The following is an 18,834-nucleotide window of genomic DNA, read 5'->3' on the forward strand; positions in this document are numbered from 1 at the left end:
CTGTCATGGGTGTCTCCACCACGGACGCGGCCGATGGCGTGCGCGTCGTCACGGCCGACTATCCGCCCGTCAACGCCCTCCCGGTGAGCGGCTGGCACGACCTCGCGGAAGCGGTCCGCGCCGCGGGCCGGGACCCGGCGATCCGCTGTGTCGTCCTGGCGGCGGCGGGCCGCGGCTTCAACGCGGGCGTGGATATCAAGGAGATCCGGCGCGACCCCGGGCAGGGCGCGCTGCTGGGCGCCAACCGGGGCTGCGCCGAGGCGTTCGCCGCGGTGTACGAGTGCGAGGTGCCGGTCGTCGCCGCCGTCCAGGGCTTCTGTCTCGGCGGCGGGGTGGGGCTCGCCGGGAACGCGGACGCGATCGTCGCCGCCGACGACGCCGTCTTCGGGCTGCCGGAGCTGGACCGGGGCGCGCTGGGCGCGGCCACCCATCTGGCCCGGCTGGTCCCCGGGCATCTGATGCGCGCCCTCTACTACACCTCGCGGACCGCGACCGCCGCCGAACTCCGCGCCCACGGCTCGGTGTGGCGGGTGGTTCCGCGCGAGGACCTGGCCGGGGCGGCGCTGGCGCTGGCCGGGGAGATCGCCGCCAAGGACGGCACCCTGATCCGGCTGGCCAAGGCCGCCATCAACGGCATCGACCCGGTCGATGTGCGCCGCAGCTACCGGTACGAGCAGGGGTTCACCTTCGAGGCGGCGCTCAGCGGGGCGGCCGGCCGGGTCCGGTCCGCCTTCGGGGCGCCCGGACCGTCCGGCCGCGGGGAGGGGGCATGACCGACAAGACCATGACGCCCGAGGCGGCCGTGGGGCGGCTGCGCAGCGGCATGACCATCGGCATCGGCGGCTGGGGTTCGCGCCGCAAGCCGATGGCGCTGGTCCGGGCGCTGCTGCGGTCCGCGGTCACCGATCTGACCGTGGTCTCCTGCGGCGGCCCGGACGTCGGCATGCTCGCCGCCGCCGGCCGCGTCCGCCGGCTGGTCACCCCCTTCGTCACCCTGGACTCCATCCCCCTGGAGCCGCACTACCGGGCCGCCCGCGAGCGCGGCGGCCTCGCGCTGACGGAGATCGACGAGGCCATGTTCCTGTCAGGGCTGCGGGCCGCCGCCGGCCGGCTGCCGTTCCTGCCGGTGCGGGCCGGGCTCGGGTCGGACGTGATGCGGGTCAACCCGGAGCTGCGGACGGTGGTCTCGCCGTACGAGGACGGCGAGGAGTTCGTCGCGGCGCCCGCGCTGCGGATGGACGCCGCCCTGGTCCACCTCAACCGGGCCGACCGGCTCGGCAACGGCCAGTACCTGGGCCCCGACCCCTACTTCGACGATCTCTTCTGCGAGGCGGCGGAGAGCGCCTATCTCTCCTGCGAGGAGCTGGTGGACTCCTTCGCGGGCGCCGTGCCGCAGACCCTGCTGGTCAGCCGGCACTCGGTGACCGGGGTCGTCCGGGCCCCGAACGGCGCCCACTTCACCTCCGGCGCGCCCGACCACGGCCGGGACGAGTCCTTCCAGCGGATGTACGCGGCCACCCCCTGGGAGGAGTTCGCCGGACGGTTCCTCACCGGGGACGAGCACGCCTACCAGTCGGCCGTCCGTACCTGGCACGAGGAGAACAGCCGATGAGCGCGGAAGCCGTCACCCGGGCCGAGCACTGTGTCATCGCCTGCGCCGAGGCCTGGCGCGGCGCCGGTGAGGTGCTGGCGAGCCCCATGGGCGCGATTCCGTCGATCGCCGCACGGCTCGCCCGTGCCACCTTCTCCCCCGATCTGCTGCTCACCGACGGCGAGGCGATGCTGCTCGGCGCCGACGGGGAGGTGGAGGGGTGGCTTCCGTACCGCCGTCATCTGACCATGGTCAGCGGCGGGCGGCGGCACGTGATGATGGGCGCGAGCCAGATCGACCGCCACGGCAACCAGAACATCTCCTGCGTCGGCGACTGGGAACGGCCCGCCCGCCAGCTGCTCGGGGTGCGCGGGGCCCCCGTCAACACCCTCAACAACCCGGTCAGCTACTGGATACCCCGGCACTCGACCCGGGTGTTCGTGGCGGAGGTCGACCTGGTGTGCGGGGTGGGGTACGACCGGGCCGCGGCGGCCGGGCCCAGCGCCACCCGCTACCACCGCATCGCCCGCGTCGTCTCCGACCTCGGCGTCTTCGACTTCGCCACCCCCGACCGCTCGATGCGCCTCGCCTCGCTCCACCCCGGGGTGACGGCGGAGCGGGTGAGGGAGTCGACCGGGTTCCCGCTGACGGTGCCGGCGGACGTCCCGTACACCCGCGATCCCACGGCCGGTGAGCTGCGGCTGATCCGTGAGGTCCTCGATCCGGACGGGGTGCGCGAGCGCGAGGTCGGGGCGGTGCGGTAGATGGAGACGGCGCTCACCGCGCTGACCGGGGTACGGCATCCGGTGGTGCAGACCGGAATGGGGTGGGTGGCCGGGCCCCGGCTGGTCTCCGCCGCGGCGAACGCGGGCGCGCTCGGCATCCTCGCCTCGGCGACGATGACCACCGGGGAGCTGCGGAGCGCGGTGCGCGAGGTGAGGTCCCGCACTCCCGCGCCCTTCGGGGTGAATCTGCGCGCGGACGCGGCGGACGCGCGGGAGCGGGTGCGGATCGTCGTCGAGGAGGGCGTACGGGTGGCGTCGTTCGCGCTGGCGCCCTCGCGGGAGCTGATCGCCGAACTGAGGGACGCAGGCGTGGTGGTGATCCCGTCGGTCGGGGCGCGGCGGCACGCGGAGAAGGTGGCCGCGTGGGGCGCGGACGCGGTGATCGTGCAGGGCGGGGAGGGCGGCGGCCACACCGGGGAGGTGGCGACGACGGTGCTGCTGCCGCAGGTGGTGGACGCGGTCTCCATCCCGGTGATCGCGGCCGGCGGTTTCCGGGACGGCCGTGGTCTGGTGGCGGCACTGGCGCTGGGCGCGGCGGGGGTGGCGATGGGCACCCGTTTCCTGCTCACCTCCGACTCGACGGTGCCGGACGCGGTGAAGGCGCGGTATCTGGCGGCGACGGTACGGGATGTGACGGTGACCCGGGCCGTGGACGGGCTGCCGCACCGGATGCTCCGTACCGACCTGGTGCGCTCGCTGGAGGGACACGGCCGCGCGAGGACCCTGTTGCGGGCGGTGCGGCACGCGGCGTCGTTCCGGCGGCTCTCGGGGCTGACCTGGGCGGGGATGGTGCGGGACGGGGTGGCGATGAGGCGCGGGAGGGGGCTGAGCTGGGGGCAGGTGCTGATGGCGGCGAACGCGCCGATGCTGTTGCGCGCGGCGATGGTGGAGGGGCGGGCGGATCTGGGGGTGATGGCCTCCGGCCAGGTGGCGGGGGTGATCGGGGATCTGCCGAGCTGCGCGGAGCTGGTGGAGGGGATGGTGGCGGACGCGGAGGCGGTCATCAGAAGCCTCCCCGCCTGCTGACCGCCCCCGCTCTCCCCGCGCACCCGCGCGACCCGGTCCTGTGCGGCGCGGGGTCCGTCCTCGCCCCTCCCGGAGCTGCCTCTGGGAGGTGCCCCCGGACGGGCTGAAATGGCCCGACCCACCCATGACGCGGGGGCGCGCCCAGCCAGCCCCTCCGACGATTGGGCCGCACCCCTCAGCCCCTCCGGTAATTGGGCCGCCACCCCCAGCCCCTCCGGCGATTGAGGAGCGGGGGCTCGGGGGCCGGCCCCCGACCCGGACCCGCAGCACGCGGGCACCTGTGGCACAGGGTCCGTCCTCAAACTCCCCCAGAGCTGCCTCTGGGAGGTGCCCCCGGACGGGCTGGGATTGCTCGGGGCACCCGTGGCGCGGGGTCCGTCCTCAAACGCCGGACGGGCTGGGATTGCTCGGGGCACCCGTGGCGCGGGGTCCGTCCTCAAACGCCGGACGGGCTGGGATTGCTCGGGGCACCTGTGACGCGCGGGCACGCCCACCCAGCCCCGCCAGCGATTAGGCCGCCACCCCCAGCCCCTCCGGCGATTGAGGAGCGGGGGCTCGGGGGCCGGCCCCCGACCCGGACCCGCAGCACGCGGGCACCTGTGGCACAGGGTCCGTCCTCGCCCCCCGGAGCTGCCTCTGGGAGGTGCCCCCGGACGGGCTGGGATTGCTCGGGGCACCCGTAGTGCGGGGGGCGTGCCCGGGTGGCGGGCGGGGTGGGCCGGCTCGGGCTCGGTGGCGATTGAGGCGCGGGGGACCGGGAGGTAGCCCGGACAGGTGTACACGGGGGAGGGTTGACCACCACGAACACAGCTGCGGCACCCGGGGCCCCGCGAGAGCCGGACACCCCCGGGGCCAGCCGGGGAACACCCCCGGCGTTCTTATCTGCTTGTCTCGGCCACGGCCACCCCCCACCCCACCCCCCTCCGCACGCCCCCACCCCCCTCCCCTCCCGACAAAATGCCGCCCATGGAAGCCATCACCGACACCCCGGTCGTCACCCCCCGCCATCTGTGGGGCCTGTTCGAGCCGATCCACGCCGTCACCTACTTCTCCCCCGAGGCCGTCGCCGCCTTCGAGGACGCCGGTCTGCGCGGCTTCTGGCGCGGCTACTTCGCCGGGCGGGCCGCTCCCCTGGGGGCCGTGCGCCCGGAGCCGGCAGCCGCCGTCTTCTGCTCGTTCGCCCCGTCGATGGTGGCGGAGTCCCTCCCGTCCGTCTGGGAGACCGTCCACCCGGAGCAGGCCCTGGAGGTGCGCCGGGCGGGCGCCCGCGCGGCGCTGGCGCGGCTGCTCGCGGGCCAGGAGGACGAGGTGGTGCGGGCGGGCGAGCTGCTCGCGGCCGCCGCCGTGGCCCCGGACTCCACGGGCCGCCCGCTGACCGCCGCCAATGTCGCCCTGCCCTGGCCGAGGGACCCCTTGGACCGGCTGTGGCACGCCGCGACGATCCTGCGGGAGCACCGGGGCGACGGCCATGTCGCCGCGCAGCTCGCGGAGGACCTCGACGGCTGCGAGATCCTCGCGCTGCGGGTCGGGATCGATCTGCCGCGCAGTGAGCTCCAGCCGTACCGGGGGTGGACGGACGACGAGTGGGACGCCTCGGTGCGGCGGCTGGTGGAGCGGGGGCTGCTGGTCCCGGACGGGCAGGCGACGGACGAGGGGCGCCGGGTCCTCGCGGGGATCGAGGAGGCGACGGACCGGGCGGCGGCCCGCCCCTGGGCCCCGGTGGACACCGGGGAGCTGGGCGCGGTGCTCTCGCCCCTCGCGGAGACGGTCGCGAAGACCCTGCGCTTCCCGAACCCGATCGGCCTCCCGGACCGTATCCGCGGGGCCTGAACCGGCGGGGCGGGGTGGCGGGGCGCCTCCGCCACCCCGCCCACGGGTCAGAGCCGTTCGATGACGGTCACATTCGCCTGGCCGCCGCCCTCGCACATCGTCTGGAGCCCGAACCTTCCCCCGGTGCGCTCCAGTTCGTGGAGGAGGGTCGTCATCAGCCGCGCCCCGGTCGCGCCCAGGGGATGCCCCAGCGCGATGGCGCCGCCATTGACATTCACCCGCGCGGGGTCGGCGCCCGTCTCCTTCAGCCAGGCCAGCACCACCGGCGCGAACGCCTCGTTGATCTCGATCAGATCCAGGTCGTCGATGGACATCCCGGTCCTCCTGAGGGCATGGGCCGTCGCCGGGATCGGGGCCGAGAGCATCTGGATGGGGTCGCCGCCGCGCACCGAGAGATGGTGGACGCGGGCCCGGGGGGTGAGCCCGTGGTCCCGTACGGCCCGTTCGCTCGCGAGCAGCAGCGCGGCGGCGCCGTCCGACACCTGCGAGGAGCAGGCGGCGGTGATGGTGCCGCCATCGGCGACCGGCGGCAGGGCGGCCATCTTCTCCGGGGTGGTGTCCCGGCGCGGCCCCTCGTCGGCCGTCACCGCTCCGTACGGGACCGTCTCGCGCGCGAACCGGCCCTCGTCGAGCGCGCGGACCGCCCGCCGGTGGGAGCGCAGGGCGAACTCCTCCTGGTCGCGGCGGGTGATGCCCCACGCGGCGGCGATGAGTTCGGCGCCGTGGAACTGGTTCACGGGCTGGTCGCCGTAGCGGGCGCGCCAGCCCTCGCTGCCCGCGAACGGTCCCTGGACCAGTCCGAGCGGCTCGGCGGCCCGCCGGGAGGCGAAGGCGATGGGGATCATGGACATGTTCTGGGTGCCGCCCGCGACCACCAGGTCCTGGGTGCCGGAGAGCACGGCCTGCGCGGCGAAGTGCACCGCCTGCTGGGACGATCCGCACTGCCGGTCCACGGTCACCCCGGGCACCTCCTCCGGGAGCCCGGCGGCCAGCCACGCGGTCCGGGCGATGTCACCGGCCTGCGGGCCCACCGCGTCCAGACATCCGAGTACGACATCGTCGACGGCGCCCGGGTCGACCCCCGCGCGCCGGACCAGCTCCTTGAGCACATGCGCCCCGAGATCGGCGGGGTGCGCGGCGGCGAGACCGCCCCGGCGCCTGCCGACAGGGGTGCGTACCGCTTCGACGATGTAGGCCTCGCCCATGACTACTCCTCACGTACGGCGATTCCGTCCAGCACCATCGACAGGTACTGGCGGGCGATCTCCTCGGCGCTGTGCTGTCCGCCCGGCCGGTACCAGGACGCGGCGACCCAGACCGTGTCGCGGACGAAGCGGTAGGTGAGCCGGATGTCGAGATCCTCGCGGAAGGCCCGGTCGGCGACACCGCGCTCCAGGGTGCCGAGCCAGGCCTTCTCGAACTTCCGCTGGGACTCGGCGAGGTAGTGGAAGCGGGGCTGGGCGGCGAGCTGCCGGGACTCCTTCTGGTAGATCGCGACGGCGGCGCGGTGCCGGTCGATCTCCCGGAACGACTCGGTGACCAGGGCCTCGATGGTCCGCCGGGGGCCGAGACCGGCGCCCAGTACCTCGTCGTACCCCTGCCACAGCTCGTCGAGGAAGGTGGAGAGGATCTCGTCCAGCATCGATTCCTTGGAATCGAAGTGGTAGTAGAGGCTGCCGGCGAGCATGCCGGCCTCGTCCGCGATCCGGCGGACGGTGGTGGCGTTGTAGCCGTGGGCGGCGAAGACCTCGGCGGCGAGGTCCAGGAGTTCGCGGCGGCGCGCGGGTGCGGAGGTCACCGGGCTCTTCTTCTCGGCGGGGCCGGTGTTCGCCGGGCCGGTGTTCGCGGGGCTGGTGTTCTCGGGGGTGGTGTTCTCGGGGGTGATGTCTGCTGGCACCCGCTCATTGTGGGCTCATGGGTGCTGGCCGCTGACCGAGAGGACCTCTCCGGTGAGGTACGAGGAGTAGTCGCTCGCCAGGAAGACGATGGTGTTGGCGACCTCCCAGGGCTCGGCCCACCGGCCGAACGCCTCGCGCGCGGTCAGCTCGTCGAGGAGCCGGGCCGAGGTCACCTTCGCCAGATGGGGGTGGAGGGCGAGGCTGGGCGCGACGGCGTTGATCCGTACGCCGTACCCGGCGGCCTCGATCGCCGCGCACCGGGTGAGGGCCATGACCCCGGCCTTGGCGGCGGCGTAGTGGGCCTGGCCGGCCTGGGCCCGCCAGCCGAGCACGGAGGAGTTGTTGACGATCACCCCGGGCCGGCCGGTGGCGCGGAAGGCGCGCAGGGCGGCGCGGGTGCAGCGGAAGGTGCCGTTCAGGGTCACGTCGAGGACCCGGTCCCACTGCTCGTCGGTCATGTCGGCGAGGGCCGCCGTACCGCCGAGGCCCGCGTTGTTGACGACGATGTCCAGCCCGCCGTGCTCCTCGGCGGCCCGCTCGAAGAGGGCCAGGACCTGTGTCTCGTCGGTGACGTCACAGGGCTGGGCGGCGACGGCGGGCGCGCCGAACTCCTCGGCGAGGGCGGCCCGGGTCTCACCGAGGCGGCGGGAGTGGGCGTCGCCGATGACGACCCGGGCGCCCTCCTCCAGGAATCTGCGGGCGGTCGCGCCGCCGATCCCGGTGCCGGCGGCGGCGGTGACGACGGCGGTGCGGCCCGCGAGGAGGCCGTGCCCGGGAACGTACTCCGGTGGGCCGCCGGCCCTGTTGTCCTTCACAGGGGCACGTTAACCTACCAAACACTTGTTAGGGAAGGATGGGCGTGCGCATGGATCTGCACCACTCCCCCGAGGACGAGGCGTTCCGGGCCGGGGCCCGGGACTGGCTGGCCGCCCATGTGCCCCGGACGGCCCTGCCGTCCCTGGAGACCCGGGAGGGGTTCGCGGCCCACCGCGCCTGGGAGGCGGAGCTGTACGCGGACCGCTGGTCCGCCGTCTCCTGGCCCGAGCGGTACGGGGGCCGGGGGGCCGGTCTCGTCCGCTGGCTGCTCTTCGAGGAGGAGTACTGGGCGGCGGGCGCGCCGGGAAGGGTCTCGCAGAACGGCGTCCAGCTGCTCGCCGCCACCCTCTTCGACCACGGCACGGAGGAGCAGCGGGCGCGGATACTGCCGCCGATGGCCGGCGGTGAGGTGATCTGGGCGCAGGCGTGGTCGGAGCCCGGGGCCGGTTCGGATCTCGCGGCGCTGCGGTCGCGGGCGGTGCGCACCGCCGGGGGGTGGCTGCTGAGCGGGCACAAGACCTGGTCGTCGCGGGCCGCCTTCGCGGACCGGGCGTTCGGGATCTTCCGTACGGACCCGGGGGCCGCCCGCCCCCATCAGGGGCTGACGTATCTGATGTTCGGCCTCTCCGAGCCCGGGGTCACCGTCCGGCCCATCGGCCGGCTCGACGGGAAGCCCGCCTTCGCCGAACTCCTCCTCGATGAGGTGTTCGTCCCCGACGAGGATGTGATCGGCGAGCCGGGACAGGGGTGGCGGATCGCGATGTCGGCGACCGGGAACGAGCGGGGGCTGATGCTCCGCTCCCCCGGGCGCTTTCTGGCGGCGGCGCGCCGGCTGGTACGGGAGTGGGAGGCGGGGGGCGGGGACCCCGCGCTGCGGGACCGGGTGGCGGACGCGGTCATCGGGGCACGGGCCTACCAGCTGTTCACCTGGGCGGGGGCGGCGCGGGTCGCCCGGGGCGGGACGATCGGGGCGGAGTCCAGCCTCAACAAGGTGTTCTGGTCGGAGTACGACATCGCGCTCCACGAGACGGCGCTCGATCTCCTCGGCGAGGAGAGCGGGTTCGCGGACACCGCGTGGGCGGAGGGGCATCTCTTCGCCCTGGCGGGGCCCATCTACGCCGGGACCAACGAGATCCAGCGCGACATCATCGCCGAGCGGCTGCTCGGCCTGCCGAAGGGGCGGCGCTGATGCGGTTTCTGCCGACGGGGGAGCAGGAGGCGTTCGGGCGGTCGCTGGACGCGATGCTGACGGCCGCCGATGTCCCGTCGGCGGCCCGGGCCTGGGCGGCGGGGGACCACGCTCCCGGCCGGGAGCTGTTCCGGCGGCTGGCGGGGGCGGGGGTCTTCGACCCGGAGCTGCCGGCGGTGGAGCGGGTGGTGGCCTTCGTGGAACTGGGACGGCACGCGGTCCCGGGGCCGCTGGCGGAGACGGTCGCCGCCGGGGTGCTGCTGGGGCGCGCGGGCGCCCCGGAGGGGAGGCTGTGGCGGGAGGTGGCGGAGGGGGTGCCGACGGCGGTGGTGCTGCCGGGCGGGGGGCGGTACGCGCTGGACCCGGACGCGGCGGGGGCGGTGCTGGTCGCGGAGGCCGGGCGGGTGCGGGCCGCGCCGGGGCACGGGCCGCTGCGGGTCTCCTCCGACCCGGTGCGGCGGCTGGCGGTGCCGCTCGCGGGCGGGGAGGTGGTGGTGGAGTCGGCGGAGGTGGGGGCCGCGGCCGTGCTCGCCGGGGAGACGGCGCGGCTGCTGACGGCGGCGCAGTGCCTGGGGGTGGGGGTGGCGCTGCTGGAGCGGACGGTGGGGTATGTGCGGGGACGGGTGCAGTTCGGGTCGGCGGTCGGGGGGTTTCAGGCGGTGAAACACCGGTTGGCGGATGTGGCGGTGGGGGTGGAGTTCGCGAGGGCGGTGGTGTGGGGGGCGGGGGTGACGCGGGACGCGGGGGATGTGGCGGCGGCGAAGGTGGTGGCCGGGGAGGCGGGGTATGCCGCCGCGCGGGCGGCGCTTCAGCTCCATGGGGCGATCGGCTACACCGATGAGCTGGACCTCTCCCTGTGGCTCCGCAAGGCCCGCCCGCTCCTCACCGCCTGGGGCACCCCCGCCGCCTGCCGCACCCAACTCCTCCCCGCCCCGCCCCGCACCTGACCACTTCCCGCCGGACCCGGCACCCCCGGCCCGTCCGGGGGCACCCCCCAGCGAGGCTGGATTTTGTGCCTCAGCTCGCCGGAGGGGCTGAGATGTCCGCCGAAGGGGCTGGAGTGTTCGCCTCGAACACCAGCGGGGGCGGATTCGCTCCGGGCGGGCCCGGAGGTCAGGCGCGGGAGGCACGGGTCAGGGCACCGCCGAAGGTCAAGCGCGGCTAGCACGGGTCAGAGCACCGCCGAAGGTCAAGCGCGGCTAGCACGGGACAGAGAACGGCCGGAGGTCAGGCGCGGGAGGCGCGGGTCAGGGCACGGCCCGGGTGCCAGGTGTGGACGACCAGGCGGGCACCCTCCACACCCGTGCGCACCACCGACCCCACCCCCACCCGGAACAGATGAAACGGCAACGGCTGCCCCATCGCCTCCGCGAACCTCCCCACCTCCCCCTCGTCCACCACCTCCACCCCCCACCCCGCCACCTTCACATCTCCCCCGTCCATCGAATCCCCCTCCCCCGGATTGGCGTGCAGCGCCAGCCGGGGGTCCCTGCGGAGGTCCCGCGCCTTGGCCGAGCCGGGCATCATGCCGAGCCACAGCTCTCCGTCGCGGAAGATCACCTCGATCCCGGAGACCCGGGGCGACCCGTCCTTGCGGAGGGTCGCCAGCACATGGTGGCGGTGCTTCCCGAAGCGGTCCTGAACGGCGTCCGCGAAGGCGGGCTCCGCCGCCCGGAAACCGGACCACGAGGCCGGGGCCGGGGCCGAACCCGAGCCCGAGCCCGTATCCGAAGTCATGCACCCACCCAACCACCCAATCCCGCCACCCCCTGTCGGGATTTCCGCGCCCCGCGAGGAAAGACCACACCCCTTGACCTCAACCAAAGTTGAGCCCCAAGGCTGTGACCATGACCTCACCACGCCGCCCCTCCCGCCCCACCCTCGCCCTCCTCGCCATCCTCTTCGCCTACTTCACCTTCCCCATGGCCATGACGGGCACCTCCGTCGCGCTCCCCGAGATAGGCCGGGACCTGGGCGCCTCCGGTGCGGCTCTCCAGTGGGTGGTCACCGGCTATGTCCTCGCCGCCTCCTCGGTGATGCTGGTCGCCGGCTCGCTGGGCGATCTCTTCGGCCGGCGCAGGGTCTTCGCCGCCGGAGTCGCGCTCTACGCCGCCGGCACCCTCGCCGCCGCCGCCGGACAGAGCATCCTGGTGCTCGACATCGCCCGGACCGTCGCGGGTGTCGGCGCCGCCGCGGTGATGGCCGGCGGGGTCGCGATCCTCGCGACGCTCCACGAGGGCCCGGCGCGCGCCCGGGTCTTCGCCGCCGTGGGCACCACCGCCGGGATCGGCATCGCGATCGGCCCGACCCTGTCGGGCGCGCTGGTGGGCGCCTTCGGCTGGAGGGCCTCGTTCCTGCTCTTCGGGGTGGCCGCGCTGCTGGTCCTCGCGCTCACCGCGCTGATCCCGGAGTCCCGGGCCGCCGACCGGCCGAAGGTGGACCGTCCGGGGGTGCTCACCTTCATCGCCGGGCTCGCCCTGCTGATGTTCGCCGTCACCCAGGGCGCGCAGTCCGGCTGGGGCAGCCTCGCGGTGCTCGGCCCGCTGGGGGCGGGTGTCGCGCTGCTCGTGGTGTTCGTGGCCGTGGAGCGGCGCAGCGGCCACCCGGTGCTGGATCTGTCGCTGATCCGCGATCGGCTGTTCTCGGGGTGGCTCTTCGCGGCGATGTCGATCAGTCTGGGCTCGATCGGGGTGCTGGTCTTCCTGCCGACGTATCTCCAGGGCACGGGCGGGCTCTCGGCCTCCGGCGCCGGGACGCTGATGCTGCTGATGACGGTCCCGGTCTTCGCCCTGCCCTCGGTGAGCGGTCTGCTGGTCGCCCGGGGGGTCCCGGCGCGCCGGCTGGCGGTGACGGCGCTGCTGCTGTCGGCCGTCGGCAATCTCTCGCTGGCGCTGGCCCTGGCCCCGGACGCGGGGGCCGCGCGGCTGGCCGTCCCGCTGCTGCTGATCGGGGCGGCCAATGGCCTGGGGCTCGGCCAGATCGACGCCCAGGCGCTGAGCACGGTGCCCGCCGAGCGGATGGGGATGGCGTCCGGGCTGCTCAGCACGGGCCGCAGCGTCGCGGGCACCCTGGTCCTCGCGGGCTTCGGCGCGGCGCTGATGACGCTGGTGGAGACGGAGCTGGGCGACCGGGGCGCGGCGGATCTGGTGGTGACGGGCCGGGGCGCGGAGGTCGCCGGGGAGTTCACCGGCGCCTGGCAGACCCTGCTGGGCGCCATCGGGGCGGCCCTGCTGATCGCCGCCGTACTGGCGCACCGGCTGCTGCGCCCCCGTACCGCCCGGAAGGCCCCCCTGCCCCCCGGGCCCCGGCCCGCCGAGCGGGTGCCCGCCGACAGATGACCGGGGCAGGTGACCGGGGGCGGGTGACCGGAGGGGGCCGGCCGGTGAACGCGCAACAGCGCCCACCCTGGTCCGGTCGGGGACGGGGCAGGCGCCGTTGTCAGTTCCGCACGCCGTTGTACGGGACGTCTGGCGGGCCGGGGCTCAGACGGTGAGCGCCCGGTCCGTGGGGCGGATCGGGGCGGGCAGATCGCTCGCACCGGTCAGATAGCGGTCCACGCCGCGGGCGGCCGAACGGCCCTCGGCGATGGCCCAGACGATCAGCGACTGGCCGCGGCCCGCGTCCCCCGCGACGTACACGCCGTCGACGTTGGTGGCGTACTCCGCGTCCCGCGCGATGTTGCCGCGCTCGTCCAGCTCCAGGCCGAACTGCTCGACGAGCCCGTTGGCCCGGTCCGTGCCGGTGAAGCCCATCGCGAGGGTGACCAGCTGGGCCGGGATGCTGCGCTCGGTCCCCGGCTTCTGGGTGAGCCTGCCGTCGATGAACTCGACCTCCACCAGGTGCAGGGCCTGCACCCGGCCCTCCTCGTCGCCTTCGAAGTGGGTGGTGGAGACGGAGTAGACCCGCTCGCCGCCCTCCTCGTGGGCCGAGGTGACCTTGTAGAGCATGGGGAAGGTCGGCCAGGGCTGCCCGGCGGCGCGCTCGTCGCCCGGCCGGGGCATGATCTCCAGCTGGGTGACGGAGGCCGCGCCCTGGCGGTGGGCGGTGCCCACGCAGTCCGCGCCCGTGTCGCCGCCGCCGATGACGACGACATGCTTGCCCTCGGCGGTGATCGGCGGGGCGATGAAGTCGCCCTCCTGCACCTTGTTGGCGAGCGGCAGGTACTCCATCGCGAAGTGGATACCGCTCAGCTCACGGCCCGGCACGGGCAGATCGCGGGAGACGGTGGCCCCGGCGGCGATGACGACCGCGTCGTAGCGGCGGCGCAGCTTGGCCGCGTCGATGTCACGGCCGATCTCCACCTCGGTGCGGAACTTGGTGCCCTCCGCGCGCATCTGCTCGATACGGCGGTTGATGTGCACCTTCTCCATCTTGAACTCGGGGATGCCGTAGCGGAGCAGTCCGCCGATCCGGTCCGCGCGCTCGTAGACGGCGACGGTGTGGCCGGCCCGGGTCAGCTGCTGGGCGGCGGCGAGACCGGCCGGTCCCGAGCCGATGACGGCGACGGTCTTGCCGGAGAGGCGCTCCGGGGGCTGCGGGGTGACATCGCCCGAGTCCCACGCCTTGTCGATGATGGAGACCTCGACGTTCTTGATGGTGACGGCGGGCTGGTTGATGCCCAGCACACAGGCCGACTCACAGGGCGCGGGGCAGAGCCGCCCGGTGAACTCCGGGAAGTTGTTGGTGGCGTGCAGCCGCTCGGAGGCCGCCGCCCAGTCCTCCCGGTAGGCGTAGTCGTTCCACTCGGGGATCAGATTCCCGAGCGGACAGCCGTTGTGGCAGAACGGGATGCCGCAGTCCATGCAGCGGCCGGCCTGCTTGCTGATGATCGGCAGCAGGGAGCCGGGTACGTAGACCTCGTTCCAGTCCTTGAGTCGCTCGCCCACCGGGCGGGTGCACGCGGTCTCGCGCCCGGTGGTCAGGAAGCCCTTGGGGTCAGCCATTGATCGCCGCCTCCATCATCTTCTCGGTGGTCTCCTGCTCGGAGAGACCGGCGAGCTCAGCGGCGTCCTTGGCGGCGAGCACTGCCTTGTACGTGGTCGGAATGATCTTGCTGAAGCGCTCGGCGGCGGCGGGCCAGTCGGCGAGCAGCTTCTCCGCGACGGTGGAGCCCGTCTCCTCCTGGTGGCGGCGCACGACATCGTGCAGCCACTGCCTGTCGGCCTCGGTCGGGGTCTCGACCGCCTGGAGGTTGCCGGAGTTGACGTTGTCCCGGTCGAGGTCGATGACATAGGCGACACCACCGGACATACCAGCGGCGAAGTTGCGCCCGGTCTCGCCGAGGACCACCGCGTGACCGCCGGTCATGTACTCGCAGCCGTGGTCGCCCACGCCCTCCGAGACCACGGTGGCGCCCGAGTTGCGGACACAGAACCGCTCACCGGTGCGCCCGCGCAGGAAGAGTTCGCCGCCGGTGGCCCCGTAGGCGATGGTGTTGCCCGCGATGGTGGAGTACTCGGCGAGGTGGTCGGCGGCCCGGTCGGGGCGGACGATCACCCGGCCGCCGGAGAGGCCCTTGCCGACGTAGTCGTTGGCGTCGCCCTCCAGGCGCAGGGTGACGCCGCTCGGGAGGAAGGCGCCGAAGGACTGGCCGGCCGAACCGGTGAAGGTGATGTCGATGGTGTCGTCGGCGAGCCCGGCGCCGCCGAACTTCCGGGTCACCTCGTGGCCGAGCATGGTGCCCACGGTCCGGTTGATGTTGCGGATGGGGACCTGGGCGCGCACCGGCTGGGCGGCCTCGGCGCTCTCCGCGCCCAGCGCGTCGGCGGCCAGCTTGATCAGCTGGTTGTCGAGCGCCTTGGCCAGCCCGTGGTCCTGCTCGATCAGGGCGTGGCGGACCGCGCCCTCGGGCAGCTCGGGGACGTGGAAGAGCGGGGCGAGGTCCAGGCCCTGGGCCTTGAAGTGGTCCACGGCCCGCTCGGTGTCGAGCAGCTCCGCGTGGCCCACGGCCTCCTCGACGGTGCGGAAGCCCAGCTCGGCGAGGATCTCCCGGACCTCCTCGGCGATGAACTGGAAGTAGTTGACGACGTACTCGGCCTTGCCGGAGAAGCGGTCGCGCAGCACCGGGTTCTGGGTGGCGATGCCGACCGGGCAGGTGTCCAGATGGCAGACGCGCATCATGACGCAGCCGGAGACCACCAGCGGGGCGGTGGCGAAACCGAACTCCTCGGCGCCCAGCAGAGCGGCGATCACCACATCGCGGCCGGTCTTGAGCTGGCCGTCGGTCTGGACGACGATCCGGTCGCGCAGGCCGTTGAGCAGCAGGGTCTGCTGGGTCTCGGCGAGTCCCAGCTCCCAGGGGCCGCCCGCGTGCTTGAGGCTGGTGAGCGGGGAGGCTCCCGTACCGCCGTCGTGTCCGGAGATCAGCACCACATCGGCGTGGGCCTTGGAGACACCGGCGGCGACCGTGCCGACCCCGACCTCGGAGACCAGCTTGACGTGGATACGGGCCCTCGGGTTGGCGTTCTTGAGGTCGTGGATCAGCTGGGCGAGATCCTCGATGGAGTAGATGTCGTGGTGCGGCGGCGGGGAGATCAGTCCGACGCCGGGGGTGGAGTGGCGGGTCTTCGCCACCCAGGGGTAGACCTTGTGGCCGGGGAGCTGGCCGCCCTCGCCGGGCTTGGCGCCCTGGGCCATCTTGATCTGGATGTCGTCGGCGTTGACGAGGTACTCGCTGGTCACACCGAAGCGGCCGGAGGCGACCTGCTTGATGCTGGAGCGGCGGGCGGGGTCGTAGAGCCGCTCAGGGTCCTCGCCGCCCTCGCCGGTGTTGGACTTGCCGCCGAGCTGGTTCATGGCGATGGCGAGGGTCTCGTGGGCCTCGCGGGAGATCGATCCGTACGACATGGCGCCGGTCGAGAACCGCTTGACGATCTCGGAGACCGGCTCGACCTCGTCGATCGGGACGGCCTCGCGGCCGGAGCGGAAGCCGAAGAGCCCGCGGAGCGTCATCAGCCGCTCGGACTGCTCGTTCACCCGGTCCGTGTACTGCTTGAAGATGTCGTAGCGGCGGTTGCGGGTGGAGTGCTGGAGGCGGAAGACCGTCTCCGGGTCGAACAGGTGCGGCTCGCCCTCGCGGCGCCACTGGTACTCGCCGCCGATGTCCAGCGCGCGGTGCGCGGAGGAGATGCCGGAGACCGGGTACGCCTTGGCGTGGCGGGCGGCGACCTCGTCGGCGACGACGGCGAGACCCGCGCCGCCGATCTTGCTGGCGGTGCCGTTGAAGTACTGCTCGACAAAGGCCTCGTCCAGGCCGATGGCCTCGAAGACCTGGGCGCCCCGGTAGGAGGCGACGGTCGAGATGCCCATCTTGGACATGACCTTCAGCACGCCCTTGCCGAGCGCGTAGATCAGGTTGCGGATGGCCTGCTCGGACTCGATGCCCTCGATGAAGGTGCCCGCGCGGACGAGGTCCTCGACGGTCTCCATCGCCAGATACGGGTTGACCGCGGCGGCGCCGTAGCCGATCAGCAGCGCCACATGGTGGACCTCGCGCACATCGCCGGCCTCGACCAGCAGGCCCACCTGGGTGCGCTGCTTGGTGCGGATGAGGTGGTGGTGGACGGCGGAGGTGAGCAGCAGCGACGGGATCGGCGCGTGCTCGGCGTCCGAGTGGCGGTCGGAGAGCACGATCAGCCGGACGCCGTCGGCGATGGCCGCGTCGGTCTCGGCGCAGATGGCGTCGATACGGGCGGCGAGCGCGTCGCCGCCGCCGCTGACGCGGTAGAGGCCGGAGAGGGTGGCGGCCTTCATCCCGGGCATGTCGCCGTCGGCGTTGATGTGGACGAGCTTGGCCAGCTCGTCGTTGTCGATCACCGGGAAGGGGAGGGTGACGCTGCGGCAGGAGGCGGCGTTGGGCTCCAGCAGATTGCCGGCCGGGCCGAGCGTGGAGAGCAGGGAGGTGACCAGTTCCTCGCGGATGGCGTCCAGCGGAGGGTTGGTGACCTGGGCGAAGAGCTGGGTGAAGTAGTCGAAGAGCAGCCGGGGCCGCTGGGAGATGGCCGCGATCGGGGAGTCGGTGCCCATGGAACCGAGGGGCTCGCCACCGGTCCTCGCCATCGGCGCGAGGATGATGCGGAGCTCCTCCTCCGTGTAGCCGAAGGTCTGCTGGCGGCGGGTGACCGAGGCGTGGGTGTGCACGATGTGCTCCCGCTCGGGCAGGTCCTCCAGCTCGATGGTGCCCGCGTCGAGCCACTCCTCGTAGGGGTGCTCGGCGGCGAGACCGGCCTTGATCTCGTCGTCCTCGATGATGCGGTGCTCGGCGGTGTCGACGAGGAACATCCGGCCGGGCTGGAGACGGCCCTTGCGGACGACCTTGGCGGGGTCGATGTCGAGGACGCCGACCTCGGAGGAGAGCACGACCAGGCCGTCGTCGGTGACCCAGTAGCGGCCCGGGCGCAGACCGTTGCGGTCCAGGACCGCGCCGACCTGGGTGCCGTCGGTGAAGGTGACACAGGCCGGGCCGTCCCAGGGCTCCATCATCGTGGAGTGGTACTGGTAGAAGGCGCGGCGGGCCGGGTCCATGGAGTCGTGGTTCTCCCACGCCTCGGGGACCATCATCAGCACCGCGTGGGGCAGGGACCGGCCGCCGAGGTGGAGCAGCTCCAGGACCTCGTCGAAGGAGGCGGAGTCGGAGGCGTCAGGGGTGCAGACCGGGAAGATCCGCTCCAGCGCGGCGGTCCCGAAGAGGCCGGAGGCCAGCTGGGACTCGCGGGCGCGCATCCAGTTGCGGTTGCCCTTGACCGTGTTGATCTCGCCGTTGTGGGCGACGAAGCGGTACGGGTGGGCCAGCGGCCAGCTCGGGAAGGTGTTGGTGGAGAACCGGGAGTGGACCAGGGCGACGGCGGAGGCGAGCCGGCGGTCGGAGAGGTCCGGGAAGAACGGCTCCAGCTGGCCGGTGGTGAGCATGCCCTTGTAGACGACGGTGCGCGCCGACAGGGACGGGAAGTAGACGCCGGCCTCGCGCTCGGCGCGCTTGCGCAGCACGAAGGCCTTGCGGTCGAGGGCTATCCCGGTGCTGCTGCCGTCGGCCACGAAGAGCTGGCGGAAAACAGGCATCGTGGCGCGGGCGCCGTTGCCGAGGAGGCCCGGGGTGACGGGGACCTCGCGCCAGCCGAGGACGGTGAGGTCCTCCTCGGCGGCGAGGGTCTCGATCCGCGAGACGGCCTCGTCGGTGCCGTCCTCGGGGAGGAAGGCGATGCCGACGGCGTACGCCCCGGCATCGGGCAGCTCGAACGGGCTGACCTCGCGCAGAAACGCGTCGGGCACCTGGAACAGGATTCCGGCGCCGTCTCCCGAGTCGGGCTCGGAGCCGGTGGCACCGCGGTGCTCAAGGTTCCGCAGTACGGTCAGCGCCTGTTCCACCAGCTCATGGCTGGCAACACCGGTCAGGGTGGCCACGAACCCGACGCCGCAGGCATCGTGTTCGTTACGGGGGTCGTACATCCCCTGAGGGGCGGGGCGACCGTCCATGGGCGACCAGGCGTCGGAACGCATCGGCTCTCCCGTCGTCGTCGTGGCATGTATCAGATACCGAGGGACGACGTTGGCCCTCCGTGAAATTTCGTGCAGGTTACATGATGGAGAGGTTCTCGGAAAGCGGATAGCTCATTCCAGCATGCGGACACCGCACTAAGCGGGTGAAGGGGTCACCGTCGGACAGATCGGTATCCGCAGGGCCTTCGAAGAGCGGGCTTCGTT

General features: G+C 73.3%; 14 protein-coding genes. 8 read left to right on the forward strand and 6 right to left on the reverse strand.

The genetic code is table 11. The features are described from left to right. Positions 1 to 5: 5 nt before the first annotated feature. The 5 genes from ACWCRA_RS19975 (at position 6) to ACWCRA_RS19995 (ending at position 5,232) form a co-directional block, all read left to right on the forward strand. Entirely contained in the window at positions 6 to 773 is a 768-nt protein-coding gene (locus tag ACWCRA_RS19975) for an enoyl-CoA hydratase family protein (RefSeq protein WP_351544762.1), read from the forward strand. Then, positions 770 to 1,612: a CoA transferase subunit A gene (locus tag ACWCRA_RS19980; protein WP_451068188.1), complete on the forward strand. Its 843-nt coding sequence runs from the start codon at positions 770 to 772 to the stop codon at positions 1,610 to 1,612. Before ACWCRA_RS19975 ends, ACWCRA_RS19980 begins: the two co-directional genes overlap by 4 nt. Beyond that, a complete protein-coding gene (locus ACWCRA_RS19985) occupies positions 1,609 to 2,355 on the forward strand; it encodes a CoA-transferase subunit beta (protein ID WP_451068189.1) in 747 nt (248 codons plus the stop codon). The genes ACWCRA_RS19980 and ACWCRA_RS19985 overlap by 4 nt, the downstream gene beginning before the upstream one ends. Then, positions 2,356 to 3,402 carry an NAD(P)H-dependent flavin oxidoreductase gene (locus tag ACWCRA_RS19990; RefSeq protein ID WP_351544753.1) on the forward strand — a complete coding sequence of 349 codons (1,047 nt, stop codon included), beginning with the start codon at positions 2,356 to 2,358 and terminating at the stop codon, positions 3,400 to 3,402. Positions 3,403 to 4,368: 966 nt separating this feature from the next. After that, the gene (locus ACWCRA_RS19995; RefSeq protein ID WP_351544750.1) at positions 4,369 to 5,232 is read left to right on the forward strand and encodes an SCO6745 family protein; all 864 of its coding nucleotides are present in this window, start codon (positions 4,369 to 4,371) and stop codon (positions 5,230 to 5,232) included. A gap of 47 nt (positions 5,233 to 5,279) precedes the next feature. On the opposite strand, the gene ACWCRA_RS20000 is transcribed toward ACWCRA_RS19995, so the two are convergent. The 3 genes from ACWCRA_RS20000 to ACWCRA_RS20010 form a co-directional block, all read right to left on the reverse strand. Beyond that, on the reverse strand, positions 5,280 to 6,437 hold the full coding sequence (locus ACWCRA_RS20000) for an acetyl-CoA C-acetyltransferase (protein ID WP_451068190.1): 1,158 nt from the start codon (positions 6,435 to 6,437) through the stop codon (positions 5,280 to 5,282). 2 nt (positions 6,438 to 6,439) lie between these two features. Then, on the reverse strand, positions 6,440 to 7,030 hold the full coding sequence (locus tag ACWCRA_RS20005; protein WP_351544839.1) for a TetR/AcrR family transcriptional regulator: 591 nt from the start codon (positions 7,028 to 7,030) through the stop codon (positions 6,440 to 6,442). A gap of 114 nt (positions 7,031 to 7,144) precedes the next feature. Then, positions 7,145 to 7,945 (reverse strand): SDR family oxidoreductase, encoded by an 801-nt coding sequence (locus ACWCRA_RS20010; RefSeq protein WP_351544744.1) that lies wholly within the window; start codon positions 7,943 to 7,945, stop codon positions 7,145 to 7,147. Between the two features lie 50 nt (positions 7,946 to 7,995). Between ACWCRA_RS20010 and ACWCRA_RS20015 the strand changes: the two genes are divergently transcribed. Both ACWCRA_RS20015 and ACWCRA_RS20020 read left to right on the forward strand, forming a co-directional pair. Further along, entirely contained in the window at positions 7,996 to 9,135 is a 1,140-nt protein-coding gene (locus ACWCRA_RS20015; protein WP_451068191.1) for an acyl-CoA dehydrogenase family protein, read from the forward strand. After that, positions 9,135 to 10,082, forward strand: coding sequence for an acyl-CoA dehydrogenase (locus ACWCRA_RS20020; RefSeq protein WP_351544739.1), 948 nt, complete (start codon positions 9,135 to 9,137; stop codon positions 10,080 to 10,082). The genes ACWCRA_RS20015 and ACWCRA_RS20020 overlap by 1 nt, the downstream gene beginning before the upstream one ends. Positions 10,083 to 10,362: 280 nt before the next feature. Here the strand turns inward: ACWCRA_RS20020 and ACWCRA_RS20025 are convergent, their stop codons facing one another. After that, the gene (locus ACWCRA_RS20025) at positions 10,363 to 10,872 is read right to left on the reverse strand and encodes a pyridoxamine 5'-phosphate oxidase family protein (protein ID WP_451068192.1); all 510 of its coding nucleotides are present in this window, start codon (positions 10,870 to 10,872) and stop codon (positions 10,363 to 10,365) included. A gap of 110 nt (positions 10,873 to 10,982) precedes the next feature. On the opposite strand from ACWCRA_RS20025, the gene ACWCRA_RS20030 reads away from it, so the two are divergent. Continuing rightward, complete coding sequence (locus ACWCRA_RS20030) at positions 10,983 to 12,473, forward strand: MFS transporter (protein WP_451068193.1); 1,491 nt, start codon at positions 10,983 to 10,985, stop codon at positions 12,471 to 12,473. Between the two features lie 144 nt (positions 12,474 to 12,617). Here ACWCRA_RS20030 and ACWCRA_RS20035 read toward each other — a convergent pair whose 3' ends face one another. Then, positions 12,618 to 14,078 carry a glutamate synthase subunit beta gene (locus ACWCRA_RS20035; protein WP_451068194.1) on the reverse strand — a complete coding sequence of 487 codons (1,461 nt, stop codon included), beginning with the start codon at positions 14,076 to 14,078 and terminating at the stop codon, positions 12,618 to 12,620. Next, positions 14,071 to 18,630 (reverse strand): glutamate synthase large subunit, encoded by a 4,560-nt coding sequence (gltB, locus tag ACWCRA_RS20040; protein ID WP_351544729.1) that lies wholly within the window; start codon positions 18,628 to 18,630, stop codon positions 14,071 to 14,073. Before gltB ends, ACWCRA_RS20035 begins: the two co-directional genes overlap by 8 nt. Positions 18,631 to 18,834: the final 204 nt, after the last annotated feature.

It is taken from the genome of Streptomyces sp. NPDC001889, from assembly GCF_053594535.1.